General features: G+C 64.4%; 18 protein-coding genes and 1 pseudogene. 10 read left to right on the forward strand and 9 right to left on the reverse strand.

What is annotated here, in order from left to right:
- Positions 1 to 106: 106 nt before the first annotated feature.
- Positions 107 to 1,009 carry a LysR family transcriptional regulator gene (locus tag AC3IPP_RS12365; protein WP_218779155.1) on the reverse strand — a complete coding sequence of 301 codons (903 nt, stop codon included), beginning with the start codon at positions 1,007 to 1,009 and terminating at the stop codon, positions 107 to 109.
- A 131-nt stretch (positions 1,010 to 1,140) separates the two neighbouring features.
- Here AC3IPP_RS12365 and AC3IPP_RS12370 point away from each other — a divergent pair, with 131 nt between their 5' ends.
- Together AC3IPP_RS12370 and AC3IPP_RS12375 are read left to right on the forward strand one after the other, a co-directional pair.
- Positions 1,141 to 2,313: an MFS transporter gene (locus AC3IPP_RS12370; protein WP_087139024.1), complete on the forward strand. Its 1,173-nt coding sequence runs from the start codon at positions 1,141 to 1,143 to the stop codon at positions 2,311 to 2,313.
- Between the two features lie 43 nt (positions 2,314 to 2,356).
- The gene (locus AC3IPP_RS12375) at positions 2,357 to 3,364 is read left to right on the forward strand and encodes an alpha/beta fold hydrolase (RefSeq protein ID WP_087139023.1); all 1,008 of its coding nucleotides are present in this window, start codon (positions 2,357 to 2,359) and stop codon (positions 3,362 to 3,364) included.
- Between the two features lie 174 nt (positions 3,365 to 3,538).
- Here AC3IPP_RS12375 and AC3IPP_RS12380 read toward each other — a convergent pair whose 3' ends face one another.
- From AC3IPP_RS12380 to AC3IPP_RS12390, 3 genes are all read right to left on the reverse strand, one after another.
- On the reverse strand, positions 3,539 to 3,940 hold the full coding sequence (locus AC3IPP_RS12380; protein ID WP_143276022.1) for a hypothetical protein: 402 nt from the start codon (positions 3,938 to 3,940) through the stop codon (positions 3,539 to 3,541).
- 87 nt (positions 3,941 to 4,027) lie between these two features.
- Positions 4,028 to 4,210: a hypothetical protein gene (locus AC3IPP_RS12385; RefSeq protein ID WP_087139021.1), complete on the reverse strand. Its 183-nt coding sequence runs from the start codon at positions 4,208 to 4,210 to the stop codon at positions 4,028 to 4,030.
- Positions 4,211 to 4,454: 244 nt separating this feature from the next.
- Entirely contained in the window at positions 4,455 to 4,667 is a 213-nt protein-coding gene (locus AC3IPP_RS12390) for a cold-shock protein (protein ID WP_087139020.1), read from the reverse strand.
- Positions 4,668 to 5,326: 659 nt separating this feature from the next.
- On the opposite strand from AC3IPP_RS12390, the gene AC3IPP_RS12395 reads away from it, so the two are divergent.
- The 4 genes and pseudogenes from AC3IPP_RS12395 (at position 5,327) to AC3IPP_RS12410 (ending at position 6,980) form a co-directional block, all read left to right on the forward strand.
- Positions 5,327 to 5,491 (forward strand): hypothetical protein, encoded by a 165-nt coding sequence (locus tag AC3IPP_RS12395; protein WP_489177464.1) that lies wholly within the window; start codon positions 5,327 to 5,329, stop codon positions 5,489 to 5,491.
- A 168-nt stretch (positions 5,492 to 5,659) separates the two neighbouring features.
- Positions 5,660 to 5,923, forward strand: a complete 264-nt coding sequence (locus AC3IPP_RS12400) for a glutaredoxin family protein (RefSeq protein ID WP_087139019.1) — start codon at positions 5,660 to 5,662, stop codon at positions 5,921 to 5,923.
- Between the two features lie 10 nt (positions 5,924 to 5,933).
- Positions 5,934 to 6,119: pseudogene (locus AC3IPP_RS12405) on the forward strand (2Fe-2S iron-sulfur cluster-binding protein); the annotation flags it as partial.
- Positions 6,120 to 6,194: 75 nt separating this feature from the next.
- Positions 6,195 to 6,980: an FAD-binding oxidoreductase gene (locus AC3IPP_RS12410; protein ID WP_256968051.1), complete on the forward strand. Its 786-nt coding sequence runs from the start codon at positions 6,195 to 6,197 to the stop codon at positions 6,978 to 6,980.
- Between the two features lie 79 nt (positions 6,981 to 7,059).
- On the opposite strand, the gene AC3IPP_RS12415 is transcribed toward AC3IPP_RS12410, so the two are convergent.
- On the reverse strand, positions 7,060 to 7,254 hold the full coding sequence (locus tag AC3IPP_RS12415) for a heavy-metal-associated domain-containing protein (protein WP_087139017.1): 195 nt from the start codon (positions 7,252 to 7,254) through the stop codon (positions 7,060 to 7,062).
- A gap of 222 nt (positions 7,255 to 7,476) precedes the next feature.
- Here AC3IPP_RS12415 and AC3IPP_RS12420 point away from each other — a divergent pair, with 222 nt between their 5' ends.
- From AC3IPP_RS12420 to copM, 4 genes are all read left to right on the forward strand, one after another.
- Positions 7,477 to 9,915 carry a heavy metal translocating P-type ATPase gene (locus AC3IPP_RS12420; RefSeq protein WP_489177408.1) on the forward strand — a complete coding sequence of 813 codons (2,439 nt, stop codon included), beginning with the start codon at positions 7,477 to 7,479 and terminating at the stop codon, positions 9,913 to 9,915.
- A gap of 109 nt (positions 9,916 to 10,024) precedes the next feature.
- Positions 10,025 to 10,429, forward strand: coding sequence for a MerR family DNA-binding protein (locus tag AC3IPP_RS12425; protein ID WP_489177409.1), 405 nt, complete (start codon positions 10,025 to 10,027; stop codon positions 10,427 to 10,429).
- Positions 10,430 to 10,640: 211 nt separating this feature from the next.
- Positions 10,641 to 10,835: a heavy-metal-associated domain-containing protein gene (locus tag AC3IPP_RS12430; RefSeq protein WP_087141661.1), complete on the forward strand. Its 195-nt coding sequence runs from the start codon at positions 10,641 to 10,643 to the stop codon at positions 10,833 to 10,835.
- Positions 10,836 to 10,854: 19 nt separating this feature from the next.
- Entirely contained in the window at positions 10,855 to 11,244 is a 390-nt protein-coding gene (gene copM, locus AC3IPP_RS12435; RefSeq protein WP_489149196.1) for a CopM family metallochaperone, read from the forward strand.
- 122 nt (positions 11,245 to 11,366) lie between these two features.
- Here copM and AC3IPP_RS12440 read toward each other — a convergent pair whose 3' ends face one another.
- The 4 genes from AC3IPP_RS12440 to AC3IPP_RS12455 form a co-directional block, all read right to left on the reverse strand.
- Complete coding sequence (locus tag AC3IPP_RS12440) at positions 11,367 to 11,711, reverse strand: ArsR/SmtB family transcription factor (RefSeq protein WP_087141663.1); 345 nt, start codon at positions 11,709 to 11,711, stop codon at positions 11,367 to 11,369.
- A 149-nt stretch (positions 11,712 to 11,860) separates the two neighbouring features.
- A complete protein-coding gene (locus AC3IPP_RS12445) occupies positions 11,861 to 13,303 on the reverse strand; it encodes an efflux transporter outer membrane subunit (RefSeq protein ID WP_489149197.1) in 1,443 nt (480 codons plus the stop codon).
- Positions 13,304 to 13,498: 195 nt separating this feature from the next.
- A complete protein-coding gene (locus AC3IPP_RS12450; protein ID WP_087141665.1) occupies positions 13,499 to 16,672 on the reverse strand; it encodes an efflux RND transporter permease subunit in 3,174 nt (1,057 codons plus the stop codon).
- Positions 16,669 to 17,877: an efflux RND transporter periplasmic adaptor subunit gene (locus AC3IPP_RS12455; RefSeq protein ID WP_489149198.1), complete on the reverse strand. Its 1,209-nt coding sequence runs from the start codon at positions 17,875 to 17,877 to the stop codon at positions 16,669 to 16,671. Before AC3IPP_RS12455 ends, AC3IPP_RS12450 begins: the two co-directional genes overlap by 4 nt.
- Positions 17,878 to 17,932: the final 55 nt, after the last annotated feature.

A 17,932-nucleotide genomic window follows, 5' to 3' on the forward strand; every position in this document is an offset into this window, starting at 1 on the left:
TGACGGATCGATCTTCGGGACATGAATGACTGAACTGCGCCAGGAACGGACATTGTTTCAGAGACGAAAAGACGTCAGTCAGTCCCATCGGCATCTCCATTTCTGCTCATCTCCAGGGCGGCTTCGCAGACCATTCGGCATGGATATGGTCGATGAACATCCTCACCTTGGGTGAGAGATGCCGGCGGGTTGGATAGACGGCGCTGACCGGCGCTTCCTCGCGACGGTAATTTGTCAGGACCGGCGTCAGACGCCCCTCGCGGATGTCTTCGCCGACCAGGAAGGCACCCAGCTGAACCAATCCCAGCCCCGCCAGGGCGGCATCGCGCACGGCTTCGCTGTTGTTCAGCCTCAAAGCCCCATGGACGCAGACTTCTCTATCCTGGCCGTTCACCCTGAAGCGCCATGGCGTGACGCTGCCGCCAACCGTAAATACGACCTTGTCGTGCGCCTGAAGGTCATCGATGGCGGCGAGTTGCCCCCTGGCCTCCAGATAGGCCGGCGCCGCGCAGGTGATGAAGTGGTGTGGAGCGAGCGCGCGCCGGATCAAGCCGCTGTCAGTCGGCCCGGCGACACGAATGGCCAGGTCGACACCGTCCGCCGCCAGATCCCGGTAGTCATCCGACAGGGTCACATCGGCCTCGAGTTCGGGCCATTTCGCCAGAAAGCGATAGAGGGACGGCAGGATGTGTCTGCGCCCCAGAGCGATCGGCACATCAAGCCGCAACCTGCCCTTGGGGGCCTGATGTCGTTGGGCCAGCGCCGCCTCGGCGTCCTCGACCTCGCAGAGAATCCTGACGGCGTGATCATAAAAGAGCCGCCCCTCTTCCGTCAGGGCGACGCTTCGCGTTGTGCGGTGAATCAGGCGTGTGGCTAGGCGTTCCTCCAGGCGAGCGACGCATTTGCCGACGGCGGACCGTGACAGGCCCATTCGCTCGGCCGCCTGAGTGAAGCTCCTGGCATCGGCGACCCGCACAAAGGCCGTCACGTCGCTCAACTGATCCAGCACAGGCGCCTCATTGGGTCCATTTCGTCCCAAGACCATATATGAGAAGGCGGTTTATCGCGCCAGAGAGCCCAGCCATGTCTCCGCAACCACAGAACGGAGACGCGACGATGTCGTCTGGAACAACAGAGAGAATGCGCATTGAGACCGATGCGCCCAGATGGGTCCCTGTCGTCGCCATCGGCCTGTCGACCTTCGCCGTTGTCACGACCGAGATGCTGCCTGTCGGCCTCATGACGCCCATGGCGGCGTCGCTCGGGAGTTCCATCGGCGTCGCCAGCCTGGCCATTTCCCTTCCGGCGTTGTTGGCGGGCGTTTTCGCGCCAGTCGTTCTAGTCGCCTCAGGCGGCGTGGACCGGCGCCGCATCCTGAGCGGTCTTCTCGGTTTGTTGGCGATCGCCAACCTGGCCTGCGCTCTGGCGCCGTCGATGGGCTGGCTGCTCGCGGCGCGCATACTGGTCGGCTTTTGCATGGGCGGCGTCTGGGCCATCGCCGGCGGCCTGGCTCCGCGCCTTGTCCCGCCACAGTCGCAGGGCCTGGCGACCGCCGTCATCTTCGGCGGCGTCGCCGCCGCCTCCGTCCTCGGCGTGCCCATAGGCGTCATCATCGCGGACATCACCGACTGGCGCACAGCCTTCGGCGCCATGGCCGTTTTCAGCGGGCTTGTCCTTCTACTGAACCTTCAGACTCTTCCATCTCTCCCGGTCACGCAGACGGTTCGGCCGCAGCAGTTCCTGAGCCTTCTGACGCGCCGCCCGATTTGGTTGGGCCTGACAATCACCCTTCTGCTCGTGGCCGGTCACTTCATGGCCTACACTTTTGTGAGGCCCTTACTGCAGGACCTGTCCGGCGCCCCCGCACAATGGATCGGCCCGCTTCTGTTCGCCTATGGCGCGGCCGGCGTGGCAGGCAACTTCGTCGCAGGCGCCATGGCCTCACGACGGGTCTGCGGAACCCTGATCCTGATTTCAGCGGTCCTGGCTGCAACCCTGTTCGCCTTCCACACCCTGGAGGGAACAGCCTCGGGCGGAGCCCTCGTTCTGGTTCTGTGGGGCCTCGCCTATGGCGGTGTCTCGGTAGGTCTGCAGACCTGGATGATGCGGGCCGCCCCGGACGCCATCGAGGTCGCCACCTCGCTCTTTGTCGCCGCCTTCAATATCGCCATCGCCCTGGGATCCTTCGCCGGAGGACAGGTGGTCGATCGGCTGGACCTTCAGGCCAACATCCTGCTTGCGGCCTGCCTGACGCTCATGGCGTTGGGCCTGGCGCTCGTCGCCCGGTCCAGTCTCGCTCGCACTCCTCGTTGAACTCACGCATCCGCGCCTTTTTCAAATTCCTGCCCGGTTTCTCATGACGCACCAAACCTTCAATCTCGGCGACATCCAGCTTCAGTTTGGTGGAGAAATCCGCAGCGCCCGACTGGCCTATCAGACCTATGGCGCGCTCAACGCGGCCCGGGATAACGCCATCATCTACCCGACCTCCTTCGCCGCCACCCACGAAGAGGCGGCCTGGCTCATCGGCCCCGGTCGCGCCCTGGATCCAGATCGATACTTCATCATCATCCCGAACGCTCTGGGTTCAGGGCTGTCCAGTTCCCCGAGCAATAGCCCCCTTCCCAAGGCTGGCTTTCCGCACGTAACCATCCGGGATAATATCCTGCAGCAACATCGCCTCGTGACCCAGGGGCTGGGCATAGATCGTCTTCATATGGCGATCGGCTGGTCGCTGGGCGGGTCCCAGGCCTTCGAATGGGCATCCGCCTTCCCCGATCAGGTCAAGAGACTGTTCACCTTCCAGAGCGCTGCGCGCACATCGCGGCACTTCTCGATCTTCTTCGACAGCATCCGCGCCGCAATCATGCTGGATCCAGACTTCCAGAATGGACTCTATGACCGCCAGCCCGAGCGTGGGCTTCGCGCAGCGGCCCGCGTCTATGCGGCCTGGGGCTTTTCACAGGGCTTTTTCAGAAGACGGCTGGATCATACGGTGCTCGGATACGCCTCCATGGAAGATTTCCTCACGGACTTCTGGGAAGGCTGGTTCCTCAAACGCGACGCCAATAACTTGCTGGCGCAGATCTGGACGGGTCAGCACGCGGACATCAGCGCAAACGATACCTACGAGGGTGATCTCGACCTCGCCCTGGGTTCGATCAAGGCTGACACCGTCATCATGCCCGCCTCAAGCGATCTCTATTTCCCGGTCGCCGACGCTGCAGAAGAAGCCAGACGTATTCCCGGGGCCGAGCTTCGCATCTTGGAAACCGACTGGGGTCACGTCGCCGGCGAAGGTCTCAACGACGTGGATACAATCGCCATCGAACGCTCCATCGCGGACCTTCTGAAACGACGATAAGCAACCACCAGTTCGTTCCTGCGCCAGGACCGGACATTGGCACGAAATCCGAAAGCGCGCTTAGCGGGTTTGCCCGCGAAGGTCGCCACGCTTCCGTAGATCCGATCAGGCCAGATCGCGTATGCGCATTCGTTCTCGGCGCCGATCAGCACAGCCAGCCGGGGCGCCCGGCCTTCAATCGACATGTTGCGTATCGGCCTGCGCCTTGAAGTTGCAGGGCTTGGCGTCGTCTGCCGCCCGCCGGGCCGAGAGCCGATCTGGCGAACGTGTTGGCGAGGACGCGCCCAAAGCCTCGGCGACGCCCGAGAGGAAACGAAACCGCTGATGAGCCGTCAGCGCTGGGTCGTCTCCATGGCGCACCGCGCGGCTGTCGACACGACCTGCCTCGTCTCGAACCCGGTTGATCAAGGCGGCGAGATGCCCCTTGCTTTTGTGGTTATCCATAACGACGGCATGCGTTCTGGCTTCGGCCAGTCGTCGTTGCAACGCCGCATCGACATCCTGGCCCAGACCCGATCGCACAGCCATCTGGACAAAATCACAAGCGTAAAGTCGCACGAAATTTTCTTCGATCATCGGGAGTCTTTCGAATGCGGCTGCAAGGCCGTCTGATGCCCCGATGCAGGCGAGGTCGCCCTTTTCCGGGGCATGCGCGAGCCGCGTTCATCGCAGGCCCTTAGGAAGAGCGGAGCACCTGGCGACCTCGACGTCGATCAGCGGAAGAAGCTCAGCTGCCGCCGCGATCTGCGGCGGCAGCCCATGCTGAACCAGCCGCTGCGCATTGAAGCGCAAAGCCGTCAAATCCGTATCGCTGATCAGAGGGATTCTCTCAGCCAGAGGCGACATAGGCGCGTCCTTCAACCGGAGGGTCGGGGCGACGCGTCAAGCGCCACCCCTTCAACTGGTTGAAGCCGATCTCAACCCTGACCTCGTCCCCCAGGACGCTGGTCCTGAGCGGTCGATTAAGGCTGGGCAGGACCGTGATGACATGGCCGTTTTCCAACCTGACTCGGCGCGCTCCCAGAGGAAGCACGCCAGTCACCACGCCGTCGAACGAGATCCTGTCATCGCGAAAGGAGACGATGTCGCCCTAGGCCGCCACCGCAAGGCGGGCTGCGGATTCCTTACCGCTGCGAGCGTCCAGTTCGACCTCGAAGTCGAGCTTCTGCCCTTCATTAAGAGAGGAAAACGCGGAGGCCTCTATCGCGGAAGCGTGCACGAAGACATCCTTGCCTCCGTCATCGGGTGCGATAAAGCCGTAACCCTTGATTGAGTTATACCATTTTACTGTGCCGGTAGCCATTTTCAGACCTCCATATAGCGTTGGCGGCAGAAAAAACCTCTGACGCCTGTCGGGTCTGGGTGGGAACGGCTTTTGAACCTCTGTGCATCGTGCAGAAAAGGGCAGCAGCGTTACGCAAGAAGATCGACCTATTTGATATGGTGATTGATCATCATTGACGCAAGGTCGAAAAATAACAATCGCAATATCTTCTCAATGAAGATCCTGATCCAATCAACGGACCTCGAATTATTTTGACTGTTTCGATCCGGCGGATGCCTTGTCGACCAAGTTCTTCACGCTTGGATTGGAGGCGTTGATCTTAAGTTTAGCCTTCTTCGGCTTTCCCTTGGACTCTTTCATCGCTCTTACCTCTCATGTGCCAGGAGACCCTAACAGGCCAAGCCCCGGCAAATGAGGCCGCAACCTGCTATCTGTGGAATATGATTTGGCGGTCCCGGATAGCGCTTATTGAAGCTCTGCTGTGACGCTGGTTTTGTGCGCGGCATTATGTTCATTTCCGGCGCAGACGCTCCTGAAGCAGTCGCACACGTGGCGCTCCAGCTGGCCGAATATTTCGACGGCAGGCGTCGCCGCTTCGACCTCGATCTGGAGCCGCAAGGCAGCGCCTTCCTCAGCGGGCCTGGCGAGCCCTGCGCGACACGCTCTATGGATCTGTCCTGTCCTACGGCGAGCTCGCCAAGCGCATGGAACCGCCTACCTCCGCACGCGCCATGCGCTCCCCCGTCCATCCTCATCTCCTGCCGCAAAATTCTGTCGGCTCACGGCCAGATGACAGGATACAGCGCCGGCCTGAAGCGAAAGCAGGCGCTGCTGGCGCATGAAAACACCCATCGTCTCCATCCGGTTGTTCAGCTCTCCCCGTTCCTTCGCTCCTCTTGACCTTGCCAGCGCTGGAAGCCCCACGCTGACGGCAATCTTCCTCTCCACCGGCGGCGCCGCAGCCGTTCGACCCGCGAGGAACACCGTCGAATTCAGAAAAGGGCACGACCATGACGGACGCCAGCACACCCCCTATCCTCATCTACACGACCCCCACCTGCCCGGACTGCCATGCGCTCAAGCGCTGGCTCGGCGAGCAAGGCATCCCCTTTGAAGAACGCGATCTCACCGACCCGCAGATCGCTGAGGAGGCCAAAGCGCGCACGGGGGTCCGGGTCGCCCCCATCAGCATCGTCGGCGCCGACATCTTTTACGGCACATTCCAGAGTCAGAAGCCCGGCCTGATCAGGGCGCTTGGACTGCAAGGCCTGTGAGGAAGCGGGCATGACAGCCAGACGCGTTGACATCCGGCAAGCACGAAGCAGTCCCGAAGTCCAGGAGGGTCAGACTCTCCTGGAGGCGGCGCTCGCCGCCGATATTCCCTACCCCCATGGCTGCAGGTCCGGGCGCTGCGGCGCCTGCAAGTCACGGCTGATCGAAGGAGAGGTAGAACTACTCCCGCATTCGCGCTTCGCCCTCACAGATGAAGAGAAGGGAGAGGGCCTTATCCTAGCCTGTCGGGCGCTTCCCCTGACGGATACAGCCGTGGCCTGGCTCGGCAGCGACGAGGCGGAGGTCGTCCAAGCTTCACGCCGCGTGACCGGCGTCGTGAGCCGACTTGAAGACCTCACCCACGACATTAAATTGGTTCGGATCGCCCCCGATCAAGGCGCGTTCCTGGATTTCGCCGCCGGACAGTATGCGCAAGTCGGCTTCAACGGGGTTCCCGCGCGCAGCTACTCCATGGCTGGCCGTCCAGGCGACGACAGCTTCGAGTTCCACATTCGTCGTGTTCCTGGAGGCGCCGCGTCGGAGCATGTACACGGCGCCTTGAGCGTCGGCGACAAGGTCGCGCTGGAACTCCCCCTTGGTTCCTCCTCCCTGCGCCAGCATCATTCCGGCCCCATCCTGTGCGTCGCCGGCGGCTCAGGGCTCGCGCCCATCAAGTCGATTGTCGAAACCGCCCTCGCCCACGGCATGAGGCAACCGATCCATGTCTACTTCGGGGTTCGGGCCGAGCGCGATCTCTACCTTGTCGAGCATTTCCGGGCTCTCGCCAGACAGCATCCCAACCTGATCTTCACGCCTGTTCTGTCCGAAGAGCCGTCCGCACAACATCGGAGCGGATACGTGACACAGGCTGTTGAGGAAGACCTCATCGACCTCAACGGCTGGAAAGCCTATGTCGCCGGCCCGCCGCAGATGGTGGACGCGGCGATGGCGACGACCTTTGCGCGCGGCCTGCGGAGTGCGGACATGCACGCCGACGCCTTCTTTACCCCGGAAGAGCCTCTGCCGCAGGTTCGGACCCTAACGATCGAGACCCAATGACAAAGGCCCGCCGCGAGGATGCTCGCGGCGGGCCATGGCTTTTATTCGCGACGCCAGGCCAGACCTGAACCTCGAGTTCTCAGCCCGCAGCCGCCGGATAGCCGGCCTCTTCGAGAACCTTCAGAACAGCTGCCGAGGTCGCCGTCGTCTCAACCTTGACCGTCCGAGAACCAGGATCAGTCTCGATCCTGGCGTTCGGGTCGACGGACTGGATCGCCCGAGTCACGGATCGAGCGCACCCCCCGCAAGTCATGCTCTCTATTCGGAGTTCCATGAGATCTCTCCTTTTCTAGGTCTCATGTTGCTCAAGCTGAGGCTTCCAACCTTGTCAGGGTCAAGGGAATCCAAGAGAGAAAAACGGGTATTGACCTTCCCATGGTTGGAAGCCTCAGCCTCCGTCCGAACTTGAAATTCGGAACGAGAAAAGGAGGCGGCTATGAATGCCCCCGTTCGAGCAACAGACTTCTCCGGAGCGATATCGCTCCCTATCGAGGGCATGACCTGCGCCTCCTGCGTTGGTCGTATCGAGAAAGCGCTGAAGGGCGTTCCCGGTGTCGAAACCGTCTCGGTCAATCTGGCGACGGAACGGGCCAGCATCACGACGAATGCAAACGTCGCCCGCGCCGCTCTTGTCAAAGCCGTCGAAAACTCCGGCTATGCGGTGCCTGACCAAGCCTCAGGCGCGGCTGGCGTGACAGAGCTTTCGATCGAAGGCATGACCTGCGCCTCCTGCGTCGGTCGCATCGAACGCGCCCTGAAGGCGACGCCCGGCGTTACCGGCGCGGTCGTCAATCTGGCGACGGAGCGGGCCACGATCCAGGGAAGCGTCGACGCGGCGATCCTGATCTCCGCCGTCAAGGACGCAGGATACGAGGCCAGGCTGGTCGGCCAGTCCGCCAGCAATGGCGACGAGAACGCTGAACGCGCCGAAAAGAAGGATGCGGAACGCCGCGAACTGACCCGCGACTTCACCATCGCGGCGGCGCTCACCTTGCCGGTCTTCCTCCTGGAGATGGGATCGCACCTCATTCCGGGCGTGCACGGCCTCATCGAGGCGACCATCGGCATGCAGAACAACTGGTACATCCAGTTCGTCCTGACCACGCTGGTGCTCTTCATTCCGGGCATCCGCTTCTACAAGAAAGGGCTGCCGGCGCTGTGGCGTCTGGCCCCGGACATGAACTCGCTCGTGGCTGTCGGTTCGCTGGCCGCCTACGGCTATTCCCTGGTCGCGACCTTCACGCCCGGCGTCCTCCCGCCCGGCACGATCAACGTCTATTTTGAAGCCGCTGCGGTCATCGTGACGCTAATCCTGCTCGGTCGTCTGCTCGAGGCCCGCGCCAAGGGTCGGACCTCCGAAGCGATCAAGCGGCTAGCCGGACTTCAGGCCAAGACCGCCCGCGTCCGTCGCGACGGTCAGACGGTCGACCTGCCGATCAGTGCGGTGATCTCCGGTGATATCATCGAGGTCCGTCCCGGTGAACGCCTGCCGGTCGATGGCGAAGTGACCGAAGGCGCCAGCTATGTCGACGAGTCGATGATCACCGGCGAACCTGTACCGGTCTCGAAATCACCGGGCAGCGCGATTGTCGGCGGCACCGTCAACCAGAAGGGCACGTTTGCTTTCCGCGCCACAGCGGTCGGCGGCGACACCGTGCTCTCACAGATCATCCGCATGGTCGAGGAGGCCCAAGGCTCCAAACTGCCAATCCAGGCCCTGGTCGACAAGGTGACCATGTGGTTCGTGCCGGCGGTCTTCCTCATCGCGGCGCTAACCTTTGCGGCCTGGCTCTTCTTCGGCCCCTCGCCCGCCCTGACATTCGCCCTGGTCAACGCCGTCGCCGTCCTGATCATCGCCTGCCCCTGCGCCATGGGTCTGGCGACCCCGACCTCCATCATGGTCGGCACCGGTCGCGGTGCCGAGCTGGGCGTGCTCTTCCGCAAGGGTGAAGCCCTCCAGCTGCTCAAGGACGCCAAGGTCGTGGCGGTCGACAAGACCGGCACCTTGACCGAAGGCAAGCCGGCCCTAACCGACCTGGAACTGGCGGCCGGATTCGACCGGACCAGGGTCCTGGGCCTCGTCGCCGCCGTCGAAGCCCGGTCGGAGCACCCGATCGCCAGCGCGATCGTGGAGGCCGCCGCCGAGGAAGGCCTGCCCTTGCTGGCCGTGTCAGACTTCGAATCCGTGACCGGTTTCGGCGTCAGGGCCATGGTCGACGGCCAGCGCATCGAGATCGGCGCCGACCGGTACATGGTCGACCTCGGGCTTGACGTGACCGCCTTCGCCAAGGTCGCCGAACGCCTGGGCGACGAAGGCAAGTCGCCCCTGTACGCCGCGATCGACGGCAAGCTCGCGACGATCATCGCCGTGGCCGACCCGGTCAAGGCGGCCACGCCGGCAGCCATCAAGGCCCTGCACGATCTGGGTCTCAAAGTCGCGATGATCACCGGCGACAACGCCCGCACGGCCAAGGCCATTGCCGCCCGACTGGGCATCGACGAGGTGGTGGCGGAGGTCCTGCCCGACGGCAAGGTCGAGGCGGTTCGTCGTCTCAGGGCCAGTTACGGCAAGGTCGCCTTCGTCGGCGACGGCATCAATGACGCCCCCGCTCTGGCGGAGGCCGACGTGGGCCTCGCCATCGGCTCGGGCACGGACATCGCCATCGAGGCGGCGGACGTCGTCCTGATGTCGGGCAGCCTGCAGGGCGTGCCCAATGCGATCGCCCTGTCGAAAGCAACCATAGGCAATATCCAGCAAAACCTGTTCTGGGCCTTCGCCTACAACGCCGCCCTGATCCCCGTCGCAGCAGGCCTGCTCTACCCGGCCTACGGTGTCCTGCTGTCGCCGGTCTTCGCCGCCGGCGCCATGGCCCTGTCGAGCGTCTTCGTGCTCGGCAATGCGCTGCGACTGCGCTCGTTCAAGGCGCCCCACTGACAAACCGTGCGGCGGTCGACCCGACCTTCGGGCCGACTGCCGCACCCTTCCAGGGAGACTACCCATGAATATTGGACAGGCTTCGACGGCCTCTGGCGTTTCCGCCAAGATGATCCGCTACTACGAGCAGACTGGCCTCATTCCCGCTGCCGATCGCAAGGCCTCTGGCTACCGCGACTACTCCGACACCGACGTCTATATGCTGCGTTTCGTCCGACGCGCCCGCGACCTCGGGTTCTCAGTCGCCGAGATCAGCGATCTCCTCGGCCTGTGGCGCGACGAGACCCGGCAAAGCGCCGAGGTCAAGCGCATGGCGCAGGGCCACATCCGCGGACTGGAAACGAAGATCAAGGGCCTCCAGGACATGGCTCATACCCTGACCATGCTCGCGAACGCCTGCCACGGCGACCACCGCCCTCACTGCCCCATCCTGCAAAGCCTGGAAACCGGCGCCAAGGATGAGGACCGGTCCATCCAGCCTCGCCGCGGCGCCGTCGCCCGGCCCATGCAGTGAGACAAGACCGCGCCGACGCCTCAAGGGACTGCGGCAGAAAGCACAACCTTCCACAGCCACGACGTCCGGCGCCAGCGCGCCCACTCCGACGGCGACAGGCCGGGCGAATGCACCTCCTGGAGAGCGTAATTCCCTCCGATCCAACGCTTGACCCGCCAAGCGTTGGAAGGGGCATGCCTCTTCCCATCACCTACTCGGAAGGAGAGCCTGCATGCAGTTTCAAATCGACGACATGACATGCGGATCGTTCGTCAAACACGTCACCCTGGCCATCGCCGCCATCGACCCGAACGCCAGGATCGAGGCTGACACCGTGGCGCGCCGGATCAGCCTGGACACGACCGCCGACGCCGATGCCGTGATCAGGGCGCTCGCCGACGACGGCTACACCGCCCGCCTCCTCTAGCCTGGAAGGCGCCGTCGCCATGCGAACCCTTCCGCTCATCTTCATAGTCGGCGCCCTCGTCGCCGTCCTCTTCCTCACCCGCTCTCCTTCCAGCCAGAAAGAAGCCCCTTCCGACATGGACAGTTCTCATCACGCGGCCACCGTGCGCTCAAGCGACCCCGTTGTCGCCGCCTACCAGGCCGCCAACGACCGCATGCACGCCGACATGGCCATCGAATTCACCGGCGATGCCGATGCCGACTTCATGCGCGGCATGATCCCTCACCACCAGGGTGCCATAGACATGGCCAGGGTCGCGCTCGAGCACGGTAAGGACCCCGAGGTGAACGCCCTCGCCCGAAACGTCATCACCGCCCAGGAAGGCGAAATCGCGATGATGAAGGCCTGGCTGGCCCAACGGGAGAACTAGGCCCGACGCCAGACACCTGCCCTCGTCACTGCTCCAACTTCGGGCGCGCCGCATGTCGGCGCGCCTTTCTGCATGAGGCCCAGGTCTTGAGGTTCTTGAGGCTGGAGACCGGAAGCGCGCCCTCAGTCCTCGGCGTGGTCTTCCTGGATGTGGCGGGCCATGTCGGTCAGGACGTCGCTCACGTGGCTGTCGGCGACTTCGTAGAAGATCTGCCGCGACTGCCGCACGCCGCGCATCAGGCGCGCGCCCCGCAGGAGGCGCAGGTGATGACTGACCAGGGTCTGCGACAAGCCCAGGCTCCCGGCGATGTCGCCCACGGCTCTCGGCTGGTTCAGGCAGTACATGAGGATGCGCAGGCGCGTCGGGTCGCCCAGCAATCGAAAGGTTTCCGCCAACAGCACCAGTTGGCCCGGCGAGAGAGACCCTGGTTCCGACGGAGACGCGGACGGTGAAGCGGCGTGGGACATGGGCCGGGCGCTCAGGCGTGATGGATATGATGCATGACGATGTCTTCATACATAGAGCATCATCCCGGGTTCACCAGCCTTGGCACACTGGAAACAGACGCCAGAACCGGCCGCCGCCCGCAACAGCGAGCGGCCGGTCCTGACTGTCCTCAGGTTTCAGATTCGACAGGGCGGGCCGCAGTCGCGGCCCCTTCCGTCCACCCGCCGCCGAGGGCCTTGTACAGATCGACGAGATTGCTCAGGCGCATCAGGCGCGCACGGATCAGCCCCTGCTGCGAGCCATAGAGGGTTCGCTGGGCGTCCAGGACGACGAGATAGCTGTCCTCGCCCTCTCGGAAGCGTTGCTCGGCCAGGTCGTAGGTCGTCTGGCTCGCCTCGACCCTCAGCCTCTCCGAGTGGATCTGGTCATTGAACGTCCCTTGCCCCGCCAGTCCGTCCGCCACTTCGCGGAAGGCGACCTGAACCGTCCGCTCGTAGCGGGCGACCTCGATCTGCTTGAGCAGATGCGCGCGATCGAGGTTGGCGCGCAGAGCCCCACCCTTGAAGAGCGGCGCGGTGACCTGGGGCGCGAAGTTCCACGCCCGCGCCCCGGACGAAAAGAGGTTGTCGAGATCGCTGCTGGCCGAACCGATCGATCCGGTCAGGCTGACGGTCGGGAAGAAGGCCGCGCGCGCCGCGCCGATGTTGGCGTTCGCCGCCATCAGCTCCTGTTCCGCCGCCCGGATATCCGGGCGACGGATGAGCAGGTCTGACGGCAGGCCGGGCGGCAGATCGGCCATAGCCAGTCCGTCCGGCAGGGTGACCGCCCCATCCAGGCTTGCGCTCAGCTCCGGCGTGAGCGGGCGCCCCAGAAGAAGAACCAGAGCATTGCGGTCGCGCGCCGCCTGCCGCTGATAGGCGGCGCGATCCGCCTCAGCGCCGCGCAGGGCGGCTTCGGCCTGATGCATGTCGATCCGCCCGGCCTCGCCGACCTCGGCCCGCTCGCGGGTCAGGGCGAAGGCGCGTGTTTGAGTCTCGACAGTTTCCTCGGCCAGACGCAGCATCGCCTGGTCGGCGCGCAGCGTCAGATAGGCGTTGGCGACCTCGCCTATGAGCGAGAGCTGGGCCGACAATCGTGTCTCCTCCTGAGCCAGATAGGCGGCTAGCGCCTGATCGTTCAGGCTGCGGATGCGTCCCCACAGGTCGAGCTCCCAGGCTGAGACGGCGCCGGACGCCTGGTAGGCGCGGGTGATCTCCGGCGTTCCGGGTGACGCGATATCGCTTGGGGTGCGCTGTGATGTCGATGTCGCGACGCCGTCCACCTGCGGCATCAAGTCAGCGCGCCGCACGCGATAGGTCGCTCGCGCCGTCTCGACGTTGAGAGCGGCGATCTGGATATCACGGTTGTTGTCGAGGGCGCTCTCGATCAGGGCACGCAGGATCGGGTCTCGGAAGAAGTCGCGCCAGCCGATGTCGGCCGCCGCGCCGTACTGGGAAGCGGGAGCGGCAAGGCCGTATGCGCCCCCTGTCGGGTAGACATTGGCTACGGGCGTCTGAGGGTGCTGGTAGGCCGGCGACAGGGCGCAGCCGCCCAACAGGGCGAAGGCCGTCAAGGCTACAGCGTGACCCAACAGCCTCGAGGGCTGAGCATCGGCTCCGCGACGTGATGGCCTGGAGCGCAGGAAGCCGCTTCGCGATGAGGCGGCAAGGAAATCAGCAAGCATGGCGGTCCTTTGAATTGGGGTGAAGCCTGACCATCCGCCGCCGACCAGGCGGCGACGGATGGGGGCCGTTAGACGTTCTAGGAATCAGTCCGGCGCGGGCGCTGACGCCGACACAGCGCGAGCCTTCCCGCGCGTCGCGAAGCGGCGAACGGCGACGTAGAAGACCGGCGTCAGGATCAGACCGAAGATCGTCACGCCGATCATGCCGGCGAAGACCGCCACCCCCATGGCTTGGCGCATCTCCGCACCCGCGCCTGAAGCCAGCACCAGGGGTACGACCCCGGCGATGAAGGCGAGCGAAGTCATGAGGATCGGTCGGAGGCGAAGCCGCGCCGCCTCAAGCACGGCGTTGAACGGATCGACGCCTTCGTCTTCTCTAGCCCGCGCAAACTCCACGATCAGGATCGCGTTCTTGGCGGCCAGACCGACGAGAACCACAAAACCGATCTGGGTGAAGATGTTGTTGTCTCCTCCCGAGAGCCAGACGCCCACGATGGCGGACAAGAGGGCCATCGGCGCGATCAGCAGGACAGCCAGAGGCAACGACCAGCTGTTGTACTGGGCGGCCAGGATGAGGAAGGCCAGCAGCACCGCCAACGGGAAGACGAACATGGCGGTATTGCCGCCCTGTTTCTCCTGGAAGGTCAGATCGGTCCACTCATAGGTCATGCCGGGCGGCAGGGTTTCCTCGAGAATTTTCTCGATCGCCGCAGTAGCCTGACCGGAGGAATAGCCCGGCGCCGGACTGCCGCTGATGTCGGCCGACGGATAGCCGTTGTAGTGCATGACCCGATCCGGTCCCGTGCTGCGAGTGACAGTGACCAGAGCCGAGAGCGGGATCATTTCTCCGGCGTCGTTGCGCACCTTCAGCTGACCGATGTCCTCCGCCTGTTCGCGGAAGGGGGCGTCGGCCTGCACCATCACGCGATAGGTTCGACCAAAGCGATTGAAGTCGTTGACGTAGATGGACCCAAGATTGATCTGCATCGTCTCGAAGACGGCGGACAGGGCCACACCCTGAGCCTTGGCCTTGATGCGATCCACATTGACCTGAACCTGCGGAGCGTTGGTCTGGAAGCTGGCTAGCATGCCGGCCAGTTCCGGCGCCTGCATGGCCTTGGCCATGACCGCCCCTTGAGCCTGGGCGAGCGCCTGATAGCCCAGACCTGCGCGATCCTCGATCTGAAGCTTGAACCCGCCGAGGGCGCCGAGCCCCGGAACAGGCGGCGGCGGGAACACCCCCACGAACCCATCGGGAATCTGGTTGAACTTGCCCATCAGCTTGCCGGCGATGGCGTTGGCTGAAAGCTCGGGCGTTGTGCGCTCGTCGAAGTCATCGAGCATGATAAACATTAGTGCAGAGTTGGGCAGGTTGGCCCCGCCGTTGGGCGAGAGCCCTGGGAAGGCGACCACGCTCTCGACGCCCGGCTCGGCCATGGCCGTGTCCGACATCCGTTTGACGACAGCCTCCGTCCGGTCAAGCGATGCGCCGGTCGGAAGCTGGGCGACGCCCACCAGGAAATACTTGTCCTGCATCGGCAGGAAGCCGGCCGGCACCTGATGAAAGCCTAGCCAGGTCAGACCGAGGAAGCCCAGATAGAGGATGCCGACCACGCCGCTGGCGCGAACAGCCCGACGTACCGACCAGACATAGCGCTCGGACGACCTGTCGAAGAAGCGGTTGAAGCGCGAGAAGAAACCGCCGAACAGGCGATCAATCAGGCGGGTCAGTCGGTCGCGCTTCGCATCGCCGTGGTGAGGACGAAGCAGAACAGCGGCCAGGGCCGGCGAAAGCGTCAGCGAATTGATCGCTGAGAGGATGGTCGAGATGGCGATGGTCAGGGCGAACTGGCGATAGAACTCGCCCTGCAGGCCAGACAGGAAGGCGGACGGAATGAAGACCGCCGCCAGCACGGCCGTGATGGCCAGGATCGGCCCCGTCACCTCGTCCATGGCCGCGCGCGCCGCCTCCTTGGGCGACTTGCCCAGGGCGATGTGCCGTTCGACATTCTCGACGACCACGATGGCGTCATCGACGACGATGCCGATCGAGAGCACCAGACCGAACAGCGACAGGGTGTTCAGCGAGAAGCCGAACAGGTGCATCATGGCCAGCGTGCCCACCAGAGAGATGGGCACGGCGACCAGGGGAATGATGGACGCCCGCCAGCTCTGCAGGAAGAGCACCACCACCAGAACCACCAGCAGGGTCGCCTCAAGCAGGGTCACGGCTACAGACTTCAGGGAGGCGCGCACGAAGATCGTCGGATCATAGGCGATCTCATATGTCAGGCCTTCGGGGAAATCGGTCTTGAGCCGCTCCATGGTCGCTCGCACGGCCTTGGAACCGTCCAACGCATTGGCGCCTGGGCTTTGCAGGATCTGCATCGCCACGGCGGGTTGACCGTTCAACAGGCTGCGCATGGTGTAGGCGTCCGAACCCAGCTCGATCCGCGCCACGTCGCTCAGCTTGACGGTTTGACCGTCGGCGCCAGCCTTGACGACGATGTCGCCAAACTGTTCCACCGTGGTCAGTCGCCCGAGGGCGTTGACGGAAATCTGGTAAGCCGAGCGCGCATCGGGCTGCTGGCCGACCGAACCGGCGGCCACCTGAACGTTTTGCTCACGGATGGCGGCGACGACATCGCTGGCCGTAAGCCCCATGGCCGCGACCTTGGCCGGGTCCAGCCAGACGCGCATGGCGTACTCCCCCACCCCGCTGATGAGGACATTAGCCACGCCGGGCAGGCGCGCCAGTTCATCCCGGACGTTGAGGGCCGCATAGTTGGAGACGTGGAGCGGGTCGTAGCGCTTGTCCGTGGCGCGCATATGCACCACCATCAGGACATCGGGAGAGGTCTTGTCCGTGACCACCCCCATCTGCTGCACTTCAGGCGGAAGGCGTGGCAGGGCGCGCGCCACCCGGTTCTGCACCTGGATCTGCGCGAGGTCCGGATCCGTCCCCTGTTTGAACGATATGCTGATCGACATCCGCCCGTCGCTGGACGCCTGGGAGCTCATGTAGAGCATGTTCTCGACGCCGTTGATGGCCTGCTCGAGGGGCGCGGCCACGGTCTCGGCGACGACGTCAGGGCTGGCCCCCGGATAGGCGGCGGTCACCTGAACCATGGGCGGAGTCACGGCGGGGTATTCGCTGAGCGGCAGGCGCAGCAGGGCGAGCCCGCCGGCGATCAGCATCAGCACGGAAAGCACGACCGCGAAGATCGGGCGGTCGATGAAAAAGCGAGGAAACTTCATCGCGCCGCCTCCGCTGCGGGCGTCGCCGCGCTTGCGGTCGGCGCAGCGGCTGCGGCGGGGGGCTGCATGGACGTGCGCTGCGGCGTGACCTGCATGCCGGGCCGCACCAACCCCTTGATGACGATCGTCTCACCGGACTGCAGCCCGCTCTCCACCACGCGGAGCCCGTCCACGATCCGGCCAAGGGTGACCGGGCGATACTCGACCTTGTTCCCTGCCCCTAGGATCAGGACATAGGTCTGGCCCTGGTCCGTGCCGACGGCCTGGTCGTCGATCAGCACCGCCTGACGCGGGGCGGCGGTGTCCAGTCGGATCCGCGCGAACAGGCCCGGCGCCAGCCGCCCATCGGGGTTGGCGATCACGGCGCGCGCTCGCACCGTACCCGTACCGCGATTGATCTGCGCCCCGATGAAGTCGAGCATGCCCGTATGGGGATAGCCCTCTTCGTTCATCAGACCGATACGCACCGGCAGCTTCGCCGTCGTACGCCCGGCGCTGTCCGGGCGAGCCCGGGCGACGAAGTCCAGATAGGTCGCTTCGTCGATATCGAAATAGACCTGAAGCGGGTCGACCGAGACAATCGTCGTCAGCACGGTCACGCCCGCCGTCGCCACATTGCCCTGGGTCGTCATAATGCGGTCGACACGACCGCTGATGGGCGCCGTGACACGGGCGTACGAGAGGTCCAGACGCGCCGCGTTCACGGCTGCGCGGGCCGCCTGGACCTGCGCCTGCCGTTCACGTTGCGTCGATCGGGCCGTCTCCAGGGTTCGCGCCGAGACGGCGCCATTGGGCGCCAAGCGTTCCGCGCGGACGAGATCCGCTTCGGCCTGGATCAACTGGACCTCTGCCTGCCGAAGTTGGGCCTGGGCGGCGTCGAGCGCGACCTGGAATGGTCGGAGATCCAACTGGAACAACAGCTGCCCACGACGCACGAATCCGCCCTCGGGTACGCTCACGCTCTGAATCGGCCCACCGACCTGAGGCCTCAGTTCCACTGTTTCCGGTGACGCCAGGCTGCCGGTGAAATCGGCTACCGGGGCGATTTCGCGGGTGACGGCCTGGGCGACCGGCACCGTCGGCGCTCCCGGCGCGGCGGCGGCAGCTGCGCCCTGACCTGGCTTCTCCTGGGCTACGTAAATCAGGCCGCCGCCAACCAGCAGGCCGCCTGCGACGACCACCGCTGCCTTCTTCGATATTCGCATTCGTTCCGATCCCGAGGAGGCCGCAAAATCCGGCCCAATGCCGGGGGGCGCTCCT

It is taken from the genome of Brevundimonas sp. KH_060 (genome assembly GCF_057838275.1).

Excerpts from the sequence above, each read along its gene's own strand:
- AC3IPP_RS12390 (WP_087139020.1), bottom strand. The coding sequence starts at position 4,667 with ATGGCTACCGGCACAGTAAAATGGTATAACTCAATCAAGGGTTACGGC.
- AC3IPP_RS12375 (WP_087139023.1), top strand. The coding sequence starts at position 2,357 with ATGACGCACCAAACCTTCAATCTCGGCGACATCCAGCTTCAGTTTGGT.
- AC3IPP_RS12420 (WP_489177408.1), top strand. The coding sequence starts at position 7,477 with ATGACCTGCGCCTCCTGCGTTGGTCGTATCGAGAAAGCGCTGAAGGGC.
- AC3IPP_RS12440 (WP_087141663.1), bottom strand. The coding sequence starts at position 11,711 with ATGTCCCACGCCGCTTCACCGTCCGCGTCTCCGTCGGAACCAGGGTCT.
- copM (WP_489149196.1), top strand. The coding sequence starts at position 10,855 with ATGCGAACCCTTCCGCTCATCTTCATAGTCGGCGCCCTCGTCGCCGTC.
- AC3IPP_RS12425 (WP_489177409.1), top strand. The coding sequence starts at position 10,025 with ATGATCCGCTACTACGAGCAGACTGGCCTCATTCCCGCTGCCGATCGC.
- AC3IPP_RS12450 (WP_087141665.1), bottom strand. The coding sequence starts at position 16,672 with ATGAAGTTTCCTCGCTTTTTCATCGACCGCCCGATCTTCGCGGTCGTG.
- AC3IPP_RS12455 (WP_489149198.1), bottom strand. The coding sequence starts at position 17,877 with ATGCGAATATCGAAGAAGGCAGCGGTGGTCGTCGCAGGCGGCCTGCTG.
- AC3IPP_RS12430 (WP_087141661.1), top strand. The coding sequence starts at position 10,641 with ATGCAGTTTCAAATCGACGACATGACATGCGGATCGTTCGTCAAACAC.
- AC3IPP_RS12370 (WP_087139024.1), top strand. The coding sequence starts at position 1,141 with ATGCGCATTGAGACCGATGCGCCCAGATGGGTCCCTGTCGTCGCCATC.
- AC3IPP_RS12385 (WP_087139021.1), bottom strand. The coding sequence starts at position 4,210 with ATGTCGCCTCTGGCTGAGAGAATCCCTCTGATCAGCGATACGGATTTG.
- AC3IPP_RS12415 (WP_087139017.1), bottom strand. The coding sequence starts at position 7,254 with ATGGAACTCCGAATAGAGAGCATGACTTGCGGGGGGTGCGCTCGATCC.
- AC3IPP_RS12380 (WP_143276022.1), bottom strand. The coding sequence starts at position 3,940 with ATGATCGAAGAAAATTTCGTGCGACTTTACGCTTGTGATTTTGTCCAG.
- AC3IPP_RS12400 (WP_087139019.1), top strand. The coding sequence starts at position 5,660 with ATGACGGACGCCAGCACACCCCCTATCCTCATCTACACGACCCCCACC.